The organism is Streptomyces sp. NPDC045778 (assembly GCF_056431945.1).
In genome coordinates this window covers 43799-60129 of sequence record NZ_JBWKJZ010000021.1, presented here as the reverse complement: position 1 = coordinate 60129, position 16331 = coordinate 43799, and the positions used below count along the sequence as shown (strand labels likewise).

At 73.9% G+C, this 16331-nt stretch carries 13 protein-coding genes; 10 read left to right on the top strand and 3 right to left on the bottom strand.

Annotation, left to right across the window (positions count from 1 at the left end; translation table 11 throughout):
• Positions 1-1239: an ROK family protein gene (locus tag AC07GB_RS25425; protein ID WP_478849190.1), complete on the bottom strand. Its 1239-nt coding sequence runs from the start codon at positions 1237-1239 to the stop codon at positions 1-3.
• Between the two features lie 226 nt (positions 1240-1465).
• Here AC07GB_RS25425 and AC07GB_RS25420 point away from each other — a divergent pair, with 226 nt between their 5' ends.
• From AC07GB_RS25420 to AC07GB_RS25380, 9 genes are all read left to right on the top strand, one after another.
• Positions 1466-3304, top strand: coding sequence for a peptide ABC transporter substrate-binding protein (locus AC07GB_RS25420; protein WP_478849188.1), 1839 nt, complete (start codon positions 1466-1468; stop codon positions 3302-3304).
• Positions 3301-4251, top strand: coding sequence for an ABC transporter permease (locus tag AC07GB_RS25415; protein ID WP_478849186.1), 951 nt, complete (start codon positions 3301-3303; stop codon positions 4249-4251). The genes AC07GB_RS25420 and AC07GB_RS25415 overlap by 4 nt, the downstream gene beginning before the upstream one ends.
• Positions 4248-5165 (top strand): ABC transporter permease, encoded by a 918-nt coding sequence (locus AC07GB_RS25410; protein ID WP_478849184.1) that lies wholly within the window; start codon positions 4248-4250, stop codon positions 5163-5165. Before AC07GB_RS25415 ends, AC07GB_RS25410 begins: the two co-directional genes overlap by 4 nt.
• A gap of 12 nt (positions 5166-5177) precedes the next feature.
• On the top strand, positions 5178-7274 hold the full coding sequence (locus tag AC07GB_RS25405; RefSeq protein WP_478849182.1) for an ABC transporter ATP-binding protein: 2097 nt from the start codon (positions 5178-5180) through the stop codon (positions 7272-7274).
• The gene (gene mmuM / locus AC07GB_RS25400; protein WP_478849181.1) at positions 7271-8332 is read left to right on the top strand and encodes a homocysteine S-methyltransferase; all 1062 of its coding nucleotides are present in this window, start codon (positions 7271-7273) and stop codon (positions 8330-8332) included. The genes AC07GB_RS25405 and mmuM overlap by 4 nt, the downstream gene beginning before the upstream one ends.
• A gap of 39 nt (positions 8333-8371) precedes the next feature.
• Positions 8372-9457, top strand: coding sequence for a WD40/YVTN/BNR-like repeat-containing protein (locus AC07GB_RS25395; RefSeq protein WP_478849179.1), 1086 nt, complete (start codon positions 8372-8374; stop codon positions 9455-9457).
• Between the two features lie 172 nt (positions 9458-9629).
• Positions 9630-10307 carry a uracil-DNA glycosylase gene (locus tag AC07GB_RS25390; RefSeq protein WP_478849177.1) on the top strand — a complete coding sequence of 226 codons (678 nt, stop codon included), beginning with the start codon at positions 9630-9632 and terminating at the stop codon, positions 10305-10307.
• Complete coding sequence (locus AC07GB_RS25385; protein ID WP_478849175.1) at positions 10304-11308, top strand: N-acetylglucosamine kinase; 1005 nt, start codon at positions 10304-10306, stop codon at positions 11306-11308. The genes AC07GB_RS25390 and AC07GB_RS25385 overlap by 4 nt, the downstream gene beginning before the upstream one ends.
• 372 nt (positions 11309-11680) lie before the next feature.
• Complete coding sequence (locus tag AC07GB_RS25380; RefSeq protein ID WP_478849173.1) at positions 11681-12610, top strand: sirohydrochlorin chelatase; 930 nt, start codon at positions 11681-11683, stop codon at positions 12608-12610.
• A gap of 97 nt (positions 12611-12707) precedes the next feature.
• Here AC07GB_RS25380 and AC07GB_RS25375 read toward each other — a convergent pair whose 3' ends face one another.
• Both AC07GB_RS25375 and AC07GB_RS25370 read right to left on the bottom strand, forming a co-directional pair.
• Positions 12708-13760, bottom strand: coding sequence for a lactonase family protein (locus tag AC07GB_RS25375; protein ID WP_478849171.1), 1053 nt, complete (start codon positions 13758-13760; stop codon positions 12708-12710).
• A 191-nt stretch (positions 13761-13951) separates the two neighbouring features.
• A complete protein-coding gene (locus tag AC07GB_RS25370) occupies positions 13952-15460 on the bottom strand; it encodes an FUSC family protein (RefSeq protein ID WP_478849169.1) in 1509 nt (502 codons plus the stop codon).
• 343 nt (positions 15461-15803) lie between these two features.
• Between AC07GB_RS25370 and AC07GB_RS25365 the strand changes: the two genes are divergently transcribed.
• Complete coding sequence (locus tag AC07GB_RS25365; RefSeq protein WP_478849167.1) at positions 15804-16322, top strand: Lrp/AsnC family transcriptional regulator; 519 nt, start codon at positions 15804-15806, stop codon at positions 16320-16322.
• The last annotated feature ends 9 nt before the right edge of the window (positions 16323-16331 follow it).

Genomic DNA, 16331 nt, shown 5'->3' with positions numbered 1-16331 from the left:
TCAGGCGCTCTCTTCCTGGCGGGGGGCGGACTGCTCGCGCCGGCGTGGTGCGGACTGTTCGCGCGCGGGGGTGCGAGGCTCCTGGGGCGGTGCGGTCGGCAGGTGCCTGCGCAGGGCGGTGAGGCCCGCGCCGAGCAGGCCCGCGTCGGGGCCCGTGACCGTGGTGGTGATCTCCAGGTCGGCCGTGGCGAGCGGCAGGCAGCGCTCGTACAGGACCCCGCGCACGGCGGCGACCAGGGGCTCGGCGGTGGCGAGCACACCGCCGAGCGCCACGGCCTGGGGGTTGAAGAAGTTCACGACGACGGACAGGACCGTGCCGATGTGGCGGCCCGCGGTGCGCACCAGCGTCGTGGCCCGGGGGTCGCCGTCGGCGACGAGCCTCAGGAGTTCGCTCGTGGAGGCCACGTCGACGCCCTGCGCGGCGAGTTCGCGGATCAGCGCGGCGCCGCTGGCGACGGTCTCCAGGCAGCCGATGTTGCCGCAGCTGCACGGGCGTTCGCCCGCGGCCTCGATGCGGACGTGGCTGATGTCCCCGGCCGCGCCGCCCGCCCCGTCGTGGGGGCGGCCCGCGGCGATGACGCCGCTGCCGATGCCGCGGCCCGCCTTGACCACGACGAGGTGGTCGAGTTCGGGCCGGGCCGCGCGGTGCTCGCCGACGGCCATCATCGTGGCGTCGTTCTCGACGGTCACGGGCAGGTCGAGGCGTTCGGCGAGCACGTCGCGCAGCGGGTAGCGGTGCCAGCCGGGCATCCGCGAGGGGCTGAGCACACAGCCCTCGCCGGGGCCGACGGGTCCGGGGAAGGCGACGCCGAGGGCCCGCACGGTGCGGCCCGCCGCGCTCTCACGGGCGGCGAGCGCCGCCACGCGGTCGCACAGCCAGTCGACGACGGGCTCGGGCCCCTCCGTGATGTCGTGCGGCAGGTCCATGGGGTCGAGGACGTTGCCGCCGAGGTCGACGGCGCCGAGCCGGGCGTGGTGGCTGCCGAGGTCGGCGGCGAGCGCGACGCCGCCCTGGGTGCGCACCCGCAGGAGCCGCGGCCGGCGCCCGCCCCGGGAGGCTCCCTCGCCGGACTCCGTGAGCACCCCGGCGGCCACCAGCTCCTGCACGCGCAGCGAGACCGTGGACGGCGCGAGGCCCAGCTGCCGGACGAGGTCGGCCCGCGACGTGGCCACGCCCGACGAGACCAGATGCACGATGTGCTGCGCCGACCCGGGCTCGCCGTGTGCGCCGCTTGCCATATCGCCCCCGTACGTTCGACGAATTGATTCGCATGCCGACTGAACAGTAGGTCTCAGGAAAGGAAGTTGACCACCCCTTCGAAGAAATGGCCGCCCCTGAACGGCTTTTCGCAGTCTTTGCCGAACGATGCTCTTGACTTGCTTTTCTCCCCAGGCCTAGCGTGCGGCCCTCCCACCGCTCAAACGTGCGGATCCGGTCCCGGCAGCTCCTGGAGGCCTCCCAACCATGCGTGCACTGAAGGCGGCCGTGGCCGCGGGCCTCGCGCTCGCGGCCCTCACCGGCTGCACCCGCGAAGGCGGCCGCGTCGACATGGGCCCGACCGGCGGCACCCCGGTCGAGGGCGGCACCGCGACCATGGCCCTGCCCCCGGCCGCGACCCCCAACTGGATCTTCCCGATCGGCGCGCCCGGCTACGGCGCCTCGTACAACTACGGCATCCAGAGCCTGCTCTTCATGCCGGTGTACGACGCCGTGCAGGACCGGCACAAGCGCGAGCTGACCACGCACGGGCCGAGCACCCTGGGCCTCGAACCGGCGTACAGCGACGGCAACAAGACCGTCACCGTGCCGCTGCGCAGGGGGGTGAAGTGGTCCGACGGCACGCCGGTCACGGCCCGCGACCTGGAGTTCTGGTTCAACCTCGTCAAGGCCAACAAGGCCTCCTGGGGCAACTACTCGGTCGGCACGATGCCCGACAACGTGAAGCGGTTCGAGACGCTCGACGACCACACCGTGCGGCTGCGCCTGAGCCGCGCGTACAACCCGGACTGGTTCACCGCCAACCAGCTCACGCTGATACGGGCACTGCCCCAGCACGCCTGGGGCAGCGCGACCGACGGCGGCCGGGCCGGCGACTTCGACCGCACGACGAAGGGCGCCAAGGCCGTCTTCGCCCGTCTGACCCGGCACGCGAAGAGCCTCGGCTCGTACGGTGACGACCCGCTGTGGAAGACCGTCAACGGGCCCTGGAAGCTGGCCGACTGGCGGGACAACGGCCAGGTCACCATCGTGCCGAACGAGAGGTTCACCGGCCCGCGGTCCCAGCGCCCGCACCTGGACAAAGTCGTCTTCAAGCCCTTCACCACGGCCGACTCCGAGTACAACGTGCTGCGCTCCGGGGGCGTCGACTACGGCTACATCCCGCCGTCGGTGATGGCGCAGAAGGGGAAGTTCGAGGACAAGGGCTATCGCGTCGACCCGTGGGAGGGCTGGGCGGCCACGTACATCGTCTACAACTTCAACTCCACGCACGCGGGCCCGCTGCTGCGCCGGCTCTACGTGCGCCAGGCCATGCAGCACCTCGTCGACCAGAAGGCGATGAGCGAGGTCATCTGGCAGGGCAGCGCCACACCGACGCTCGGCCCGGTGCCGGTGACGCCGAAGAGCCAGTACCTCTCGCCCGCCATGGAGCGCGACCGGTATCCGTTCTCCGTGGCCAAGGCCAAGGCGCTTCTGGAAGCCCACGGCTGGCGCACCGATGACGGCACCGCGCGCTGCGAGCGCCCGGGCACCGGCCCCGACGAGTGCGGCGCGGGCATCGCGAAGGACACGCCCCTGAAGCTGACGCTCCTGTCCCAGTCGGGCTCCACGGAGACCACGAACATGATGCAGGAGCTGAAGTCGTCCCTGTCCAAGGCGGGCATCGACCTGACGGTGCGCCAGCAGCCGCTCAACTCCGTCCTCGGCAACTCCGTGCCGTGCACGGCGAAGGACCCGGGCTGCGACTGGGACATGTCGTTCTTCGGCACGGCGGGCAGCTGGTACTACCCGCTCAATCCCAGCGGCGAGCAGCTGTTCTCCACCGGCGCGTCCGCCAACTTCGGCAACTACAGCGACAAGAGGGCCGACCGGATCATCCGCGCCGTGCAGTACGCGCCGGACATGAAGGCCGTGCACGCCTACGGCGAGTACCTCGCCGAGCAGCTCCCGGTGATGTGGATGCCCAACCCGGCCTACCAGGTGTCGGTGATCCGCAACGACCTGCGGGGCGTCGAGCAGAACCCGACGGTCACGTTCGCGCCGCAGGACTGGTACTACGTCAAGAAGAAGGAGGCCGACCAGTGACCGGCTTTCTGCTCAAGCGCTTCCTCCAGGCGCTCGTCGTGCTCTTCCTGGTGTCGGTCATCGTGTTCGTGCTCCTCCACCAGCTGCCCGGCGGCCCCGCCCGCGCCATCCTCGGCCCCAAGGGCACGCCCCAGCAGATCCAGGACTTCAACCACCAGCAGGGCTACGACCGTTCGCTGCCCACGCAGTACGGCATGTACCTCAAGCGCCTGCTCACCGGCGACCTGGGCGACTCCTACAAGCTGAACTCGCCCGTCCTCGACCTGCTCAAGCAGCGGCTGCCGAAGACGCTGCTCCTGACGGTCCTCTCGACCGCGCTCGCCGTCGTCATCGCGATCCCGCTGGGCCTGCTCCAGGCGGTGCGGCGCGGCAAGGCGTCCGACTACGCGCTCACCGGCCTGGCGTTCCTGCTGTACGCCACGCCCGTGTTCTTCCTCGGCCTCGTGATGATCATCGTGTTCGCGCAGGTCCTGCCGGTCCTCCCGGCGGAGGCGCCGCAGGGCGAGACGATCGGCGACCTGCTCGGCGACTTCACCGGGCTCGTGCTCCCGGTGGTGACGATGGCGTTCGGCATCGTGGCGATGTTCAGCCGCTACATGCGCTCGGCGGTCCTCGACAACCTCTCCGAGGACTACGTCCGCACGGCCATGGCCAAGGGCCAGTCGAGCCGCCGCGTGCTCGTCCGGCACGTCCTGCGCAACGCGCTGATCCCGCTGGCCACCCTCCTCGGCCTGTATCTGCCGACGCTGTTCAGCGGCGCCCTCGTCGTCGAGTCGATGTTCAACTACCCCGGTATGGGGCTGCTGTTCTGGAACGCCGCGCAAGGCTCGGACTTCCCCGTGCTGCTCGGCGTGACGCTGGTCGTCGGCATCGCGACCGTCGTCGGCTCCCTGCTCACCGACATCCTGTACGCCGTCCTCGACCCCCGGATTCGGAGCGTGGCATGACCACCACGACCGCCCCCGTCCCGGCCCCCGGGGCCGCTCCGGGCCATGAGGAGGCCGCCCTCGCGACACCCTCGCTGGCCCGCCGCACCCTGCGCGTCTTCACCGGCAACAAACTCGCCCTGACGGGCGTGGTCCTGCTGGCCCTGCTCCTCGCCTTCAGCTACCTCGGCCCGCTCCTGTACGACACCGAGCAGATCCACACCGACCTGTCACGGGCCAACCTCTCCCCCGGCACCGACGGACACCTGCTCGGCACCACCGACCTCGGCTACGACATGGTGGGCCGCCTGATGGTCGCCGGGCAGACCTCGCTGGAGATCGGCCTCGCGGCCGGGCTCCTCGCGACGCTCTTCGGGACCGTGTACGGCGCGGTCTCCGGCTACTTCGGCGGCTGGGTGGACGCCGCAATGATGCGGATCACCGACGCGGCGCTCGCCATCCCCGCGATGTTCCTGCTCGTCGTGGTCGCCGCGATCATCACGCCGAGCAAGGGCGTGCTCGTCCTCATCATCGCCGCGGTCGCCTGGCTGTCCCCGGCCCGTCTGGTGCGCGGCGAGGCGCTGTCGCTGCGCGACCGGGAGTACGTCCAGGCCATGCGGATGATGGGCGGCGGTGGCGCGCGGGCGGTCTTCAAGCACATCGTGCCGAACGCGATCGGCACCGTCATCGTCAACTGCACGTTCCAGATCGCCGACGCCATCCTCTACGTCAGCTATCTGGCGTTCCTCGGCCTGAGCATCCCGCCGCCGTCGGCCGACTGGGGCTCGATGCTGTCCGCGGGGATCACGTACACGCAGAACGGCTACTGGTGGCTGATCTTCCCGCCGGGCATCGCGATCGTGCTGGTCGTCGCCGCCTTCAATTTCATCGGCGACGGGCTGCGGGACGCCTTCGAAGTACGGCTGCGGAAGTAGGGACTCCACGACATGGTTCACGACACGCCTCACGATCAGCCCCCCGCCCCCTCCGCGTCCGGGGCCGCGGCCGAGCCGCTGCTGCGCATCGAGGACCTGCGCGTGGACATCGACGCGCGCGACCGCACCGTGCACGCCCTCGACGGCGTCTCGCTCGACCTGGCGCCCGGGGAATCCCTGGGCATCGTCGGCGAGTCGGGCTGCGGGAAGACCATGACCGCGCTGAGCGTCCTCGGACTGCTGCCGCCCGGGGGCCGCGTCACCGGCGGCCGCGTCCTGTTCGGGGGCGACGACCTGGCCGCCGCGCCCGCGCCGGTGCTCCAGAACGTACGCGGGGACAGCATCGGGATGGTCTTCCAGGACCCGCTGACCTCCCTCAACCCCACCATGACGATCGGCGCGCAGGTCGCGGAGCCGCTGCTCCTGCACCGCCCCGGCATCGGCCGCAACGAGGCGTGGGCGCGCGCCGAGGAGATGCTGCGCCTCGTCGGCATGCCCCAGCCCGGTGAGCGCATGAAGGCCTATCCGCACCAGCTCTCCGGCGGCATGCGCCAGCGCGTGGCGATCGCCATGGCCCTCGTCTGCGAGCCCGCGCTGCTGATCGCCGACGAGCCGACGACGGCGCTCGACGTGACGACGCAGGCCCAGATCCTGGAGCTGGTGGACGACCTGCGCAGGACGCTCGGCATGGCGATGATCCTCGTCACCCACGACCTGGGCGTCATCGCGAGCCGCGTGGACCGGGTGGCGGTGATGTACGCGGGCAAGGTCGTCGAACAGTCCGACGTGCGGGGCCTGTTCGCCCGCCCCCGCCACCGCTACACCGAGGCGCTGTTCGCGGCCCTGCCCGAGCGGGCCGCCGGCAGCGGCACGGAACTGCACACCATCCCCGGCCTGCCACCGAGCCTGACGACCCGCCCCACGGGCTGCCGGTTCGCACCGCGCTGCGGCTTCGCGACGGACGCGTGCCACGAGCACGAGCCGGAGCCGGCCGACGACGAGGTCCAGGGCCCGGAGCACCGGTTCGCCTGCTTCCATCCCGTACCGCACGACGAGGAGGCGGCGGAGGCGGAGCTGGTCGTGCCGCCCCTGGCCGCGGCCGCGGAGCCGGGCGGCGTCCTCCTCGAACTCGACGCGCTCACCAAGGAGTTCCCGCTCCCCGGCGGCCCCTTCGCCCGGCGCAGGGGCACGGTCAGCGCGGTCGGCGGCGTCTCGCTGACCCTCCGCAAGGGCGAGACCTACGGCATGGTCGGCGAGTCCGGGTGCGGCAAGACGACGCTCGGCCGGATCGTCGCGGGCCTGGAGGAGCCGACGGCGGGCACGGTCCGCTTCGACGGCCGGGACCTCGCCGCCCTGTCCCGCGCCGAGCGGCGCGCGCACCGGCGCCGCGTCCAGCTGATGTTCCAGGATTCGACGGCCGCGATGGACCCGCGCACGCGCGTCGGCGAGATCCTGCGCGAGCCGCTCGTCATCCAGCGCGTCGGCCGCCGCGCCGACCAGGAGGAGCTGGTGGGCGAGCTGCTCGACGCGGTCGGCCTGCCGCGCGGCGCCGTGCGCCGCTACCCGCACGAGTTCTCCGGCGGCCAGCGCCAGCGCCTCGGCCTGGCCCGGGCGCTGACGCTGTCCCCCGACCTGGTCGTCGCCGACGAACCGGTCTCGGCCCTCGACGTCTCCGTGCAGGCGCAGATCCTCAACCTGATGCGGGACCTCCAGCGCGAGCGCGGCCTGACATACCTGTTCATCTCCCACGACCTGGCGGTGATCCGGCACCTCGCCGACACCGTCGGCGTCATGTACCTGGGCAAGCTGGTGGAGTCGGGCCCCGCGGAGCGCGTGTACGCGCATCCGCTGCACCCCTACACCCGCGGCCTGCTCGACACCGTGACCGTGCCCGACCCCCTGGCCGCCACCGCCGCCCGCTCCCTGCTGGCCGGCGAGACCCCGTCGGCGGCGAAGCCCCCGTCCGGCTGCCGCTTCCGCACCCGCTGCCCCCTCGCCCAGGACGTCTGCGCGACCACGGAGCCACCGGTCACCACGCCGAACGGAGCGGACCATCAGGTCGCCTGTCACTTCCCTCTTACCGCGCCTCGGCTAGCGTCGGCGGTATGAACGAGGCACTGAGTACGGGGGCGGGCGCGGGGGACGGCGGTGCGGCGGGCCTGGCGGCGGCCCTCGCGCGCGGCCCGCTGGTGCTCGACGGAGGCCTGTCCAACCAGCTGGCCGCCGCCGGGCACGACCTGTCGGACGACCTGTGGTCGGCGCGGCTGCTCGCCGAGCGCCCGGACGCGGTGCGGGCGGCGCACCGCGCGTACTACGAGGCGGGCGCGGACGTCGTGATCACGGCGAGTTACCAGGCCACCTTCGAGGGCTTCGCCCGGCACGGGATCGACGCCGTCAGCACCGCCGAGCTGCTCCGCCTGAGCGTCACGCTGGCCCGCGAGGCCGCGGCCCTCACGGGTGCGCGCCGCCCGCTGTGGGTCGCCGCGTCGGCGGGGCCGTACGGGGCGATGCTCGCCGACGGCTCGGAGTACCGCGGCGGCTACGGCCTGAGTGTGGCCGCCCTCGAACGCTTCCACCGGCCCCGCCTGGAAGTGCTCTGCGACGCCGCGCCCGACGTCCTCGCCCTGGAGACGGTCCCGGACACCGACGAGGCCCGCGCGCTGCTCCGCGCGGTCCGTGGCCTCGGCGTGCCCGCCTGGCTCTCCTACAGCGTCCGCGGCACCCGCACGCGCGCGGGCCAGCCCCTGGCCGAGGCCTTCGCCCTGGCCGCGGACGCCGACGAGGTCCTGGCCGTGGGCGTCAACTGCTGCGACCCGCGTGACGCGGACGCCGCCGTGTCCCTGGCCGCGCGTGTCACCGGCAAGCCGGTGGTGGTCTACCCCAACTCCGGCGAGACCTGGGACGCCGTGACGCGCTCCTGGCAGGGCCCTTCCCGCTTCACCGCCGCCCAGGTGTCGGCGTGGCGCGAGGCGGGGGCGCGGCTCATCGGCGGCTGCTGCCGGGTGGGCCCGGAGGCGATCGCGGAGGTGGCGGGGCGGCTGCGGGGACCCGCGGGCGGCCCGGCGTCTGAGGCCCGGCCCGCAGCGCGGCCCGAGCCGGACAGACCCGCTGCGACCAGGGCGGACACGCCGTCCGGGGGAGATTGTCAGTGCCCGGGTGCAGACTGAGCCGTACCTGAGACAACGACGTCCGGAAAGGTGCGAGGCATGGCTGACGTCCTGCTCACCATCGGCACCCGCAAAGGCCTCTTCATCGCCCGGCGCTCCGCCGGCACGTGGCGGTTCGACGACGCCCCGTACTTCAACGCCCAGGCGATCTATTCGATCGCCATCGACACCCGCGCCCCCACGCCCCGCCTCCTGGTCGGCGGCGACAGCTCGCACTGGGGCCCGTCCGTCTTCCACTCCGACGACCTGGGGCGCACCTGGACCGAGCCGTCACGGCCCGCGGTGAAGTTTCCCCAGGACACCGGCGCGTCCCTGGAGCGGGTGTGGCAGCTGCACCCCGCCGCCGCCGAGCCGGACGTGGTGTACGCGGGCACGGAGCCCGCCGCGCTGTACCGCTCGGAGGACCGCGGCGAGAGCTTCTCCCTGGTCCGCCCGCTGTGGGAGCATCCGACGCGCTCGCAGTGGCAGCCAGGAGGCGGCGGCGAGGGCCTGCACACGATCCTGACGGACGCCCGCGACAAGGACGCGGTGACGGTCGCGGTGTCGGCGGCGGGCGTCTTCCGCACCCAGGACGGCGGCGCGACCTGGGCCCCGTCGAACGCGGGCGTCTCCGCGGTGTTCCTGCCCGAGCCGAACCCGGAGTTCGGCCAGTGCGTGCACAAGGTCACGAGGGACGCGGCCGACCCGGACCGGCTCTATCTCCAGAACCACTGGGGCGTCTTCCGCAGCGACGACGCGGGCGCCCACTGGACCGACATCGGCGAGGGCCTGCCCTCGGACTTCGGGTTCGCCGCGGTCGCGCACCCGCACCGCGCCGACACGGTGTACGTCTTCCCGATCACCGCGGACGCGGACCGCGTCCCGGCGGACCACCGCTGTCGCGTCTACCGCACCCAGGACGCGGGCAAGAGCTGGGAGCCGCTGAGCGCGGGCCTGCCTCAGGGCGACCACTACGGCACGGTCCTGCGGGACGCCATGTGCACCGACGGCGCGGACCCGGCGGGCCTGTACTTCGGCAATCGCAACGGCGAGGTGTACGCGTCGGCGGACGACGGCGACACCTGGCAGCAGCTGGTCACGCACCTGCCGGACGTGCTGTGCGTGCGCGCCGCCGTGGTCGCTTGAGAGGGGCTCGTCCACGCCTTCGCGCGGTTCGTGACCGAGGGCCTCGGCACCCCGGCCCCGGTGGCACCGACCGAACACCTGGTCGTGGGCGGGCTCCACCGGCATGTGCGCAACCCCAGGAGGGTTGTCCCGTGTACGCGTGGTGGGCGCGGGGCCACTAGAGTGACTCGGCGTGGCACCACGACCGTTGAGTGAACTTGTTGAGGCCGGCTGGGCGAAGGCCCTGGAGCCGGTGGCGGACCGAGTCGCGGCTATGGGGGACTTCCTGCGCGCCGAAGTGGCGGCGGGGCGGACGTATCTCCCGGCGGGGGGCAACGTCCTGCGGGCGTTTCAGCAACCCTTCGACGACGTACGCGTGTTGATCGTCGGCCAGGACCCCTACCCCACCCCCGGGCACGCGGTGGGCCTGTCGTTCTCCGTGGCGCCCGAGGTCAGACCGCTGCCCGGCAGCCTGATCAACATCTACCGGGAGCTGCACACCGACCTGGGCCTGCCCCAGCCCTCCAACGGCGACCTGTCACCGTGGACCCAGCAGGGTGTGCTGCTGCTCAACAGGGCCCTGACGACGGCCCCGCGCAAGCCGGGCGCGCACCGCGGCAAGGGCTGGGAAGAGGTCACCGAACAGGCCATCCGGGCCCTCGCCGCGCGCGGCCGTCCGCTGGTGTCGATCCTGTGGGGCCGGGACGCGCGCAATCTGCGGCCGCTGCTCGGCGAGCTGCCCTCGGTGGAGTCCTCGCACCCGTCGCCGATGTCGGCGGACCGCGGATTCTTCGGCTCGCGCCCCTTCAGCCGGGCCAACGACCTGCTGGTGCGGCAGGGCGCGCAGCCGGTGGACTGGCGGCTGCCGTGACCTCCGCCCCGGGCGAGACCACGGGGGCGACGGCCGTCCTCGGCGTGGACTCGGGCGGCTCCGGCCTGCGCGTGGCGCTCGCCGTGGCGGGCGGGTCGCGCGGCCCGGCGCCGAGAAGCTCCGACGAGCCGGTACGGACGGGGCCGCGCGGGATCGACGCCGCGCATCTGCTGGAGCAACTGGAGCCGATGGCACGGAAGTTGCTGGTCGACGCGGGCGAAGGGACGCGCATGACGGCCGTCGCGGTGGGCGCGGCCGGGATGGCCTCGCTCGGCGACGAGCTGCGCGACCGGCTGCCGTCCGCGCTGGCGGACCTGTTCGGGGTGCGCCGGGTGGCGCTCGCCGCGGACGCCGTCACCGCCTACGCGGGCGCGCTCGGCCAGCGGCCCGGCGCGGTCGTCGCCGCGGGCACAGGCCTGATCGCGACGGGCACCGACCTGACCGCGTGGCGGCGCGCCGACGGCTGGGGCCATCTGCTGGGCGACTGCGGCGGCGGGGCGTGGATCGGGCGGGCGGGACTCGAAGCGGCCCTGCGGTCCTTCGACGGGCGGCGCGGAGGCTCGGCCGCGCTGCGGGCGCGCGCCGAGGCCAGGTTCGGCACGCCCCTGTCGGGTCTGCCGGGGCTGCTGTATCCGCGGCCCGACCGGCCCGCGGTGCTCGCCTCGTTCGCCCCCGACGTGGGCCGGTGCGCGGCGGACGGCGACCCGGTGGCCGCCGGCGTCCTGCGGGCCGCGGCCGGGCACATCGCCGACGCGGCGGCCGCCGCGTGTCCGGCCTCCGGGGAGTGCGAAGTCGCTCTCACGGGAGGTCTGCTGAAGCTCGGTGACGTCCTCCTGACCCCCCTGGAAGCGGAACTGACGGCACGTCTTCCGCACGCCCGCCGCGTCCCCGCCGCGGGCGACCCGCTCGACGGCGCCGTCCGCATCGCCGCCGACCTCGCCCGTGGCACCCTCAAGCTGCCGCACGATCCTCATCTGTTGCACGTGACGACTCGCACGTGAGGACTCGTACGTGAGGACTCGTACGTGAGGACTCGTACGTGAGGACTCGTACGTGAGGACTCGTACGTGACAGCGCATACGTGACGGCGCGTACCTGTCGATGCGTACGTGACGACGCGTGCATACCGGCGCGTACGCACCGGCGCGTACGCGCGCTCATGCGTGACGGCTGATACGTGACAGCACGTACGTGACGGCGGGCGCATGACACCGCGGGCGTCACAGTGAGCAGGTGCCGTGCGCTCGGCGCGGGTCAACCGGAAGGGTGACGTCCGCGCCGTCCGCCACAGCGGTACGACAAAGCGGACTAATGCCTCTGACCTGCACCCTCCCCGAACGGGGAGGCCCCACAAGCCAGTAGCATGCGGCGCCATGAGCTCCCCCACTGGGCCCGCATCCGGCCTGCCTGTACGAATGCCGCGCCCCCGCCAGCCGGGCCGGCACCGACGCCCGGAGCCCGTCGCGGCTCCCGAGGGCGCGCCCGCGCTCGTCCTCGCCGTCCCGGGCGTCCCCAGCACCACCGCGCGCGGCCTCTCCGAGGAGGTCGCGAGCATCGCGCGTTCCGAGCTGCCCGGCCTGGACGTGCGCATCGGCTACGTCGACGGGGAGGACACCGACTCCGCCGAGTTCCCCACGCTCCGGGCCGTGCTCGCGCACACCGCCGCCCTGCGTGTCGCCCGCTACGAGCAGGCGCTGGCCGCGGGCGTCGAGGCCAAGGAGCCCGAGGGCCCCGACGCCGTCGTCGTACCGCTGCTCGCGGGCCCCGACGGCGCGCTGATGCGCCGCGTCCAGCAGGCCGTGGTGGACAGCCGCGCCGCCGCCGAGCTGACCGATGTGCTCGGCCCGCACCCGCTGCTCGCCGAGGCCCTGCACGTGCGCCTCTCCGAGGCCGGTCTCGCCCGTGCCGACCGCGCCCGCCTGTTCACGGTGGCCACCGCCGCGGACGGCATCATCCTCGCCGCGGTCGGCGGCGACGAGGCCGTGCAGGCGGCCGGGATCACCGGCATGCTGCTCGCGGCCCGCCTCGCGGTGCCGGTGATGGCGGCGGCCCTGGACGTCCCGGGCTCCGTCGCGGCGACCGCCCAGCAGCTGCGCGGCGCGGGCTCGGCGCAGCTCGCCCTCGCCCCGTACCTGATCGGCCCCGAGGTCGACGCGAGCCTGCTCGACGCGGCGGCCGGGGACGCGGGCTGCGCCGTGGCCCAGCCGCTCGGCGCCTACCCCACGATCGGCAAGCTGGCCCTGTCGAAGTACACGACGGCGCTGGGCATCGCCCCGCAGCCGTCGGGCGCGCCGGTGCGCTGATCCCCCGGGCGCTCCGTCACGCCGATGGGCCCGCCCCCTGGCGGCGAATGCCAGGGGGCGGGCCCATCGGCGTACGCGGGAAGGCCCGCGGCGGGACTCAGCCGAAGACCACGCAGGAGGCCGCGGGGACGGCCACAGCGCCCGCGCGGCGCGGCAGCCCGGATTCCTGGTCGACGGCGAACCAGGTGACGTCGCCGGAGCGCTCGTTGGCCGCGTACAGGAAGCGCCCGGAGGGGTCCAGGGCCAGGTCGCGGGGCCAGTGGCCGTCGCACGGCACGGTGGCCGTGAGCCGCGCGGTGCCGCCCCGCGGGTCGAGGGCGAAGACGGACAGGACGTCCTCGCCGCGCGTGGCCGTCCACAGGAAGCGGCCGTCGGGGGCGACGACGACCGCGGAGGGATAGGCGTCGCCCGACGGCGCCCCGGTCAGGACCGGGGTCTCGCTCAGCGGCTTCAGGGCGCCGTCGGCGGCGTCCCAGGCGCAGACGGTGAGCGTGGGCGCCAGCTCGTTGAGGACGTACGCGTACGCGCCGCCCGGGTGGAAGGCCAGGTGGCGCGGGCCCGAGCCGGGCCGGAGCGCCACCTCCCGGTGCAGGGTGAGCTTGCCGCCGCCGTCGAGGGCGCACACGCGCACGGAGTCGGTGCCGAGGTCGACGCTCACCAGCCAGCGCCCGCTCGGGTCGGCGAGGACCTGGTGGGCGTGCGGGGCCTGCTGGCGCTGCGGGTGGGGCCCCGAGCCCTCGTGGCGCAGGACGGCCGCCGGGGCGGTGGCGAGGCTGCCGTCGGTGTTGACGGGCACGGCGGTGAGGCTGCCGGAGCCGTAGTTGGCGGCGACGAGGTGGCCGTCGTGCAGCGTGAGGTGCGTGGGCGCGTCCCCCTGCACGGGCACGGGCCGGGCGAGCAGCTCGGGCCGGTCGCCGGACGCCCCGGCGACACGGAAGGCCGCGAGGGCGCCGTCGGAGGTCTCGCTCACCGCGTACAGGGTGTCCGTGTCGGGCGCGAGCGTGAGGTACGAGGGGTCGGCGACGGTGTCCGTGGCCGCGAGCACGGTCAGCGCGCCGCTTTCGGGGTCCACCGCCGCGCTGACGACGCCGGGTCCCCCCGCCGCCGTGAAGGACCCGACGTACGCCCGCCGTGCCTGCCTGTCGCCCACTGCTCGCCCCTCTCTCCGCGCCGGTGCCGCACATCGTGCCCACCGGGCGGCGTCCCCAAGCCGTCACGCGCCGAACGGGCGCGTGTGGCGCCGACGGTAGCAGCTGGTCTGGACCACTAGGGGGCGGACCGCACCCGCCGCCGGGAATCCACCCCCCGCCGCCGGGGCGCGGGGACGCCGGGCGAGCGGGCTCAGCCGCCGCTCAGGCGTGCCCGGCCAGGAGCCTGGAGCGGCTCCGCGAGCTGCGCCAGGGCCCGCTCCAAGCCGTGCACGTGGGCGAGCGCGCCTTCGACCACCCCGGTGTGGGCCGGGGCCGCGGCGTCGGGCCTGCGCCCCGTCGCGGCCCCGGGCGCGGTCAGGGCCTCCACGGCGGCCTCCACGCGCCAGCAGGCGGCGGTGAGGCGGTCGTCGTGCGAGGCCTCCGCGTCGGCGGCGACCGTCGCGAGGCCGCGGACCTCGCGCGCGCAGTCGTCCAGGAGGGCCAGGACCCGGCGCGCCCGCTCCTTGCGGGCGAGCAGCGGGTTGAGCGGGTGCAGCAGCGGGGCGAGCGAGAGCCGCACCCGGCCGAGCAGCGCCTCCAGCTCGGCGACGTGCGGGGCCGGGTCGGCGCCGGCCGTGCCGCGCAGCCGGGCGGCGGCCTCGGCGGTGCAGGCGTGGACGCAGCGCAGCGCCCGCTGGATCCATCCGTCGGTGACGGCGTGGGTGGTGACGGGCAGCACCAGCAGGACCGCGAGCGCCGCGCCGAGGGCACCGACGGCGGTCTCGGCGACCCGCAGGGCGAGCAGCGCCGGGTCGAGCACGCCGAGGAGCCCGTAGAGCATGCTCGCCATCACGGTCACCGCGAGCATCATCCACGTGTAGGAGACGGCGGCGGTGTAGAAGATCCCGAAGACGCAGACCGCGACGATCAGGGCGGCGGCGACCGGCTCCGTGTGCAGCGGCACGGCGAGGACGAAGCCGAGGGCGATCCCGAGCACGGTCCCGAGGAACCGGCGGAAGCCGCGCACCAGGGTCTCGCCGCGCGAGGTGGTGTTCACGAACACCCACCAGGTGGCGCCGACCGCCCAGTACCAGCGCTCCTGGGACAGCATCTGCCCCAGGGCGAGCGCGAAGGCCGCGCCCGCGGTGGCCTGGATCGCCTGCCGGGTGGTCGTCCGGGCGAGCCCGGTGGCCGCCAGGGGCGCGGGCGGCACGGCGGGCGAGAGGCCGCGTTCGTAGCACCAGACGCCGAACCGCACGGTGGCGGCCGCGCACACGGACAGCAGGATGGCCGCGAACAGCTCGGGCAGCTGGCCGGTCCGCGCGTGCAGGAACTGCGCGGCGAAGAACATCATGAACGCGAACACGCCGAGCGAGTGTCCCCGGGGACCCCACCGGCGCGCGTACACACCGAGGCCCGTGACGGCGAGGAACGCCGCGTCCCGCACCAGCGGGTAGTCGTGCAGCGTGGCCGCGAGCGCGAGCACGGGGAGGCCGACGACGGGCAGCAGCGCCGTGGTGCCGGCCTGCCCCCGCACGGTCGGGTCCAGGACGGTGAAGAGCGCGAGCAACGCGGCGAGACCGCCGATGATGGCCGCGACGAGTGAGTGCCCGACGAGGCCGCACAGGGCGACGGCCGCTCCGATGCCGAGCACGGCCCGGCTCGCGCTGCGCAGGCGCAGCAGTCCGGGGTCGGGCGCGACGAACGCTCTCTTCAACACCAGTGGGTCTGCTCCTTCCCGCACCTGCCCGCAGCCGCGCAGGTACGCCCGCATGAAAAAGGCGCCGCGGGATCCGCAGCGCCATCGACGGGTACATCACATCATCAACGGGCCCGATGGCTCAACCTGAGCTTGATCCACTGGACCATTGGCATACTTGGGGGTCTCATATTCCGCCGTCGACGGGCCATCGGGCCAGCGTGTTCGCAGGTCAGCGAGGTTTGCCGCGTACCGGCACGGCGTACGGCAGCACCATGACGGCTCCGGGACCGGGGTGCCCTGTCACTGGGCCATTGGTACAGTCAACGGCGATCGATCCGCGTACCGGGGAGGCCAAGGGCCCATGGCCGTCGACGAGCTGGACACCCGCATCCTGCGGCTGCTCCTGGAGCAGCCGCGTACGAGCGTGCGGGAGTACGCGCGCGTGCTCGGCATCGCGCGCGGGACGCTCCAGGCACGTCTGGACCGCATGGAGCGCGACGGGGTGATCACGGGCACGGGGCCCTCGCTGTCCCCCGCCGCGCTGGGCCACCCGGTCCTCGCCTTCGTGCACATCGAGGTCACGCAGGGGCATCTGGACGAGGTCGGGGACGCGCTGGCCGCCGTGCCGGAGATCATCGAGGCCTTCTCGATCACCGGCGGCGGCGACCTGCTGACCCGGGTGGCGGCCCGGGACAACGGACACCTGGAGGACGTCATCCAGCGGCTGATCCAGCTCCCGGGCGTGGTGCGCACCCGGACGGAGATGGCGCTGCGCGAACGCGTGCCGCACCGGCTGCTGCCGCTCGTCGAGTCGGTGGGCAGGGCCGCGGGCAAGGACACCCAGGAGAACGGACGGCCTTGGCAGACCGCAGCAAGGTGACGGCGGCCA

What these genes read in the sequence shown, in the direction of transcription:
- AC07GB_RS25425 (WP_478849190.1), bottom strand. Translation starts at nt 1,239, where the DNA reads ATGGCAAGCGGCGCACACGGCGAGCCCGGGTCGGCGCAGCACATCGTG.
- AC07GB_RS25420 (WP_478849188.1), top strand. Translation starts at nt 1,466, where the DNA reads ATGCGTGCACTGAAGGCGGCCGTGGCCGCGGGCCTCGCGCTCGCGGCC.
- AC07GB_RS25410 (WP_478849184.1), top strand. Translation starts at nt 4,248, where the DNA reads ATGACCACCACGACCGCCCCCGTCCCGGCCCCCGGGGCCGCTCCGGGC.
- AC07GB_RS25405 (WP_478849182.1), top strand. Translation starts at nt 5,178, where the DNA reads ATGGTTCACGACACGCCTCACGATCAGCCCCCCGCCCCCTCCGCGTCC.
- mmuM (WP_478849181.1), top strand. Translation starts at nt 7,271, where the DNA reads ATGAACGAGGCACTGAGTACGGGGGCGGGCGCGGGGGACGGCGGTGCG.
- AC07GB_RS25395 (WP_478849179.1), top strand. Translation starts at nt 8,372, where the DNA reads ATGGCTGACGTCCTGCTCACCATCGGCACCCGCAAAGGCCTCTTCATC.
- AC07GB_RS25380 (WP_478849173.1), top strand. Translation starts at nt 11,681, where the DNA reads ATGAGCTCCCCCACTGGGCCCGCATCCGGCCTGCCTGTACGAATGCCG.
- AC07GB_RS25365 (WP_478849167.1), top strand. Translation starts at nt 15,804, where the DNA reads ATGGCCGTCGACGAGCTGGACACCCGCATCCTGCGGCTGCTCCTGGAG.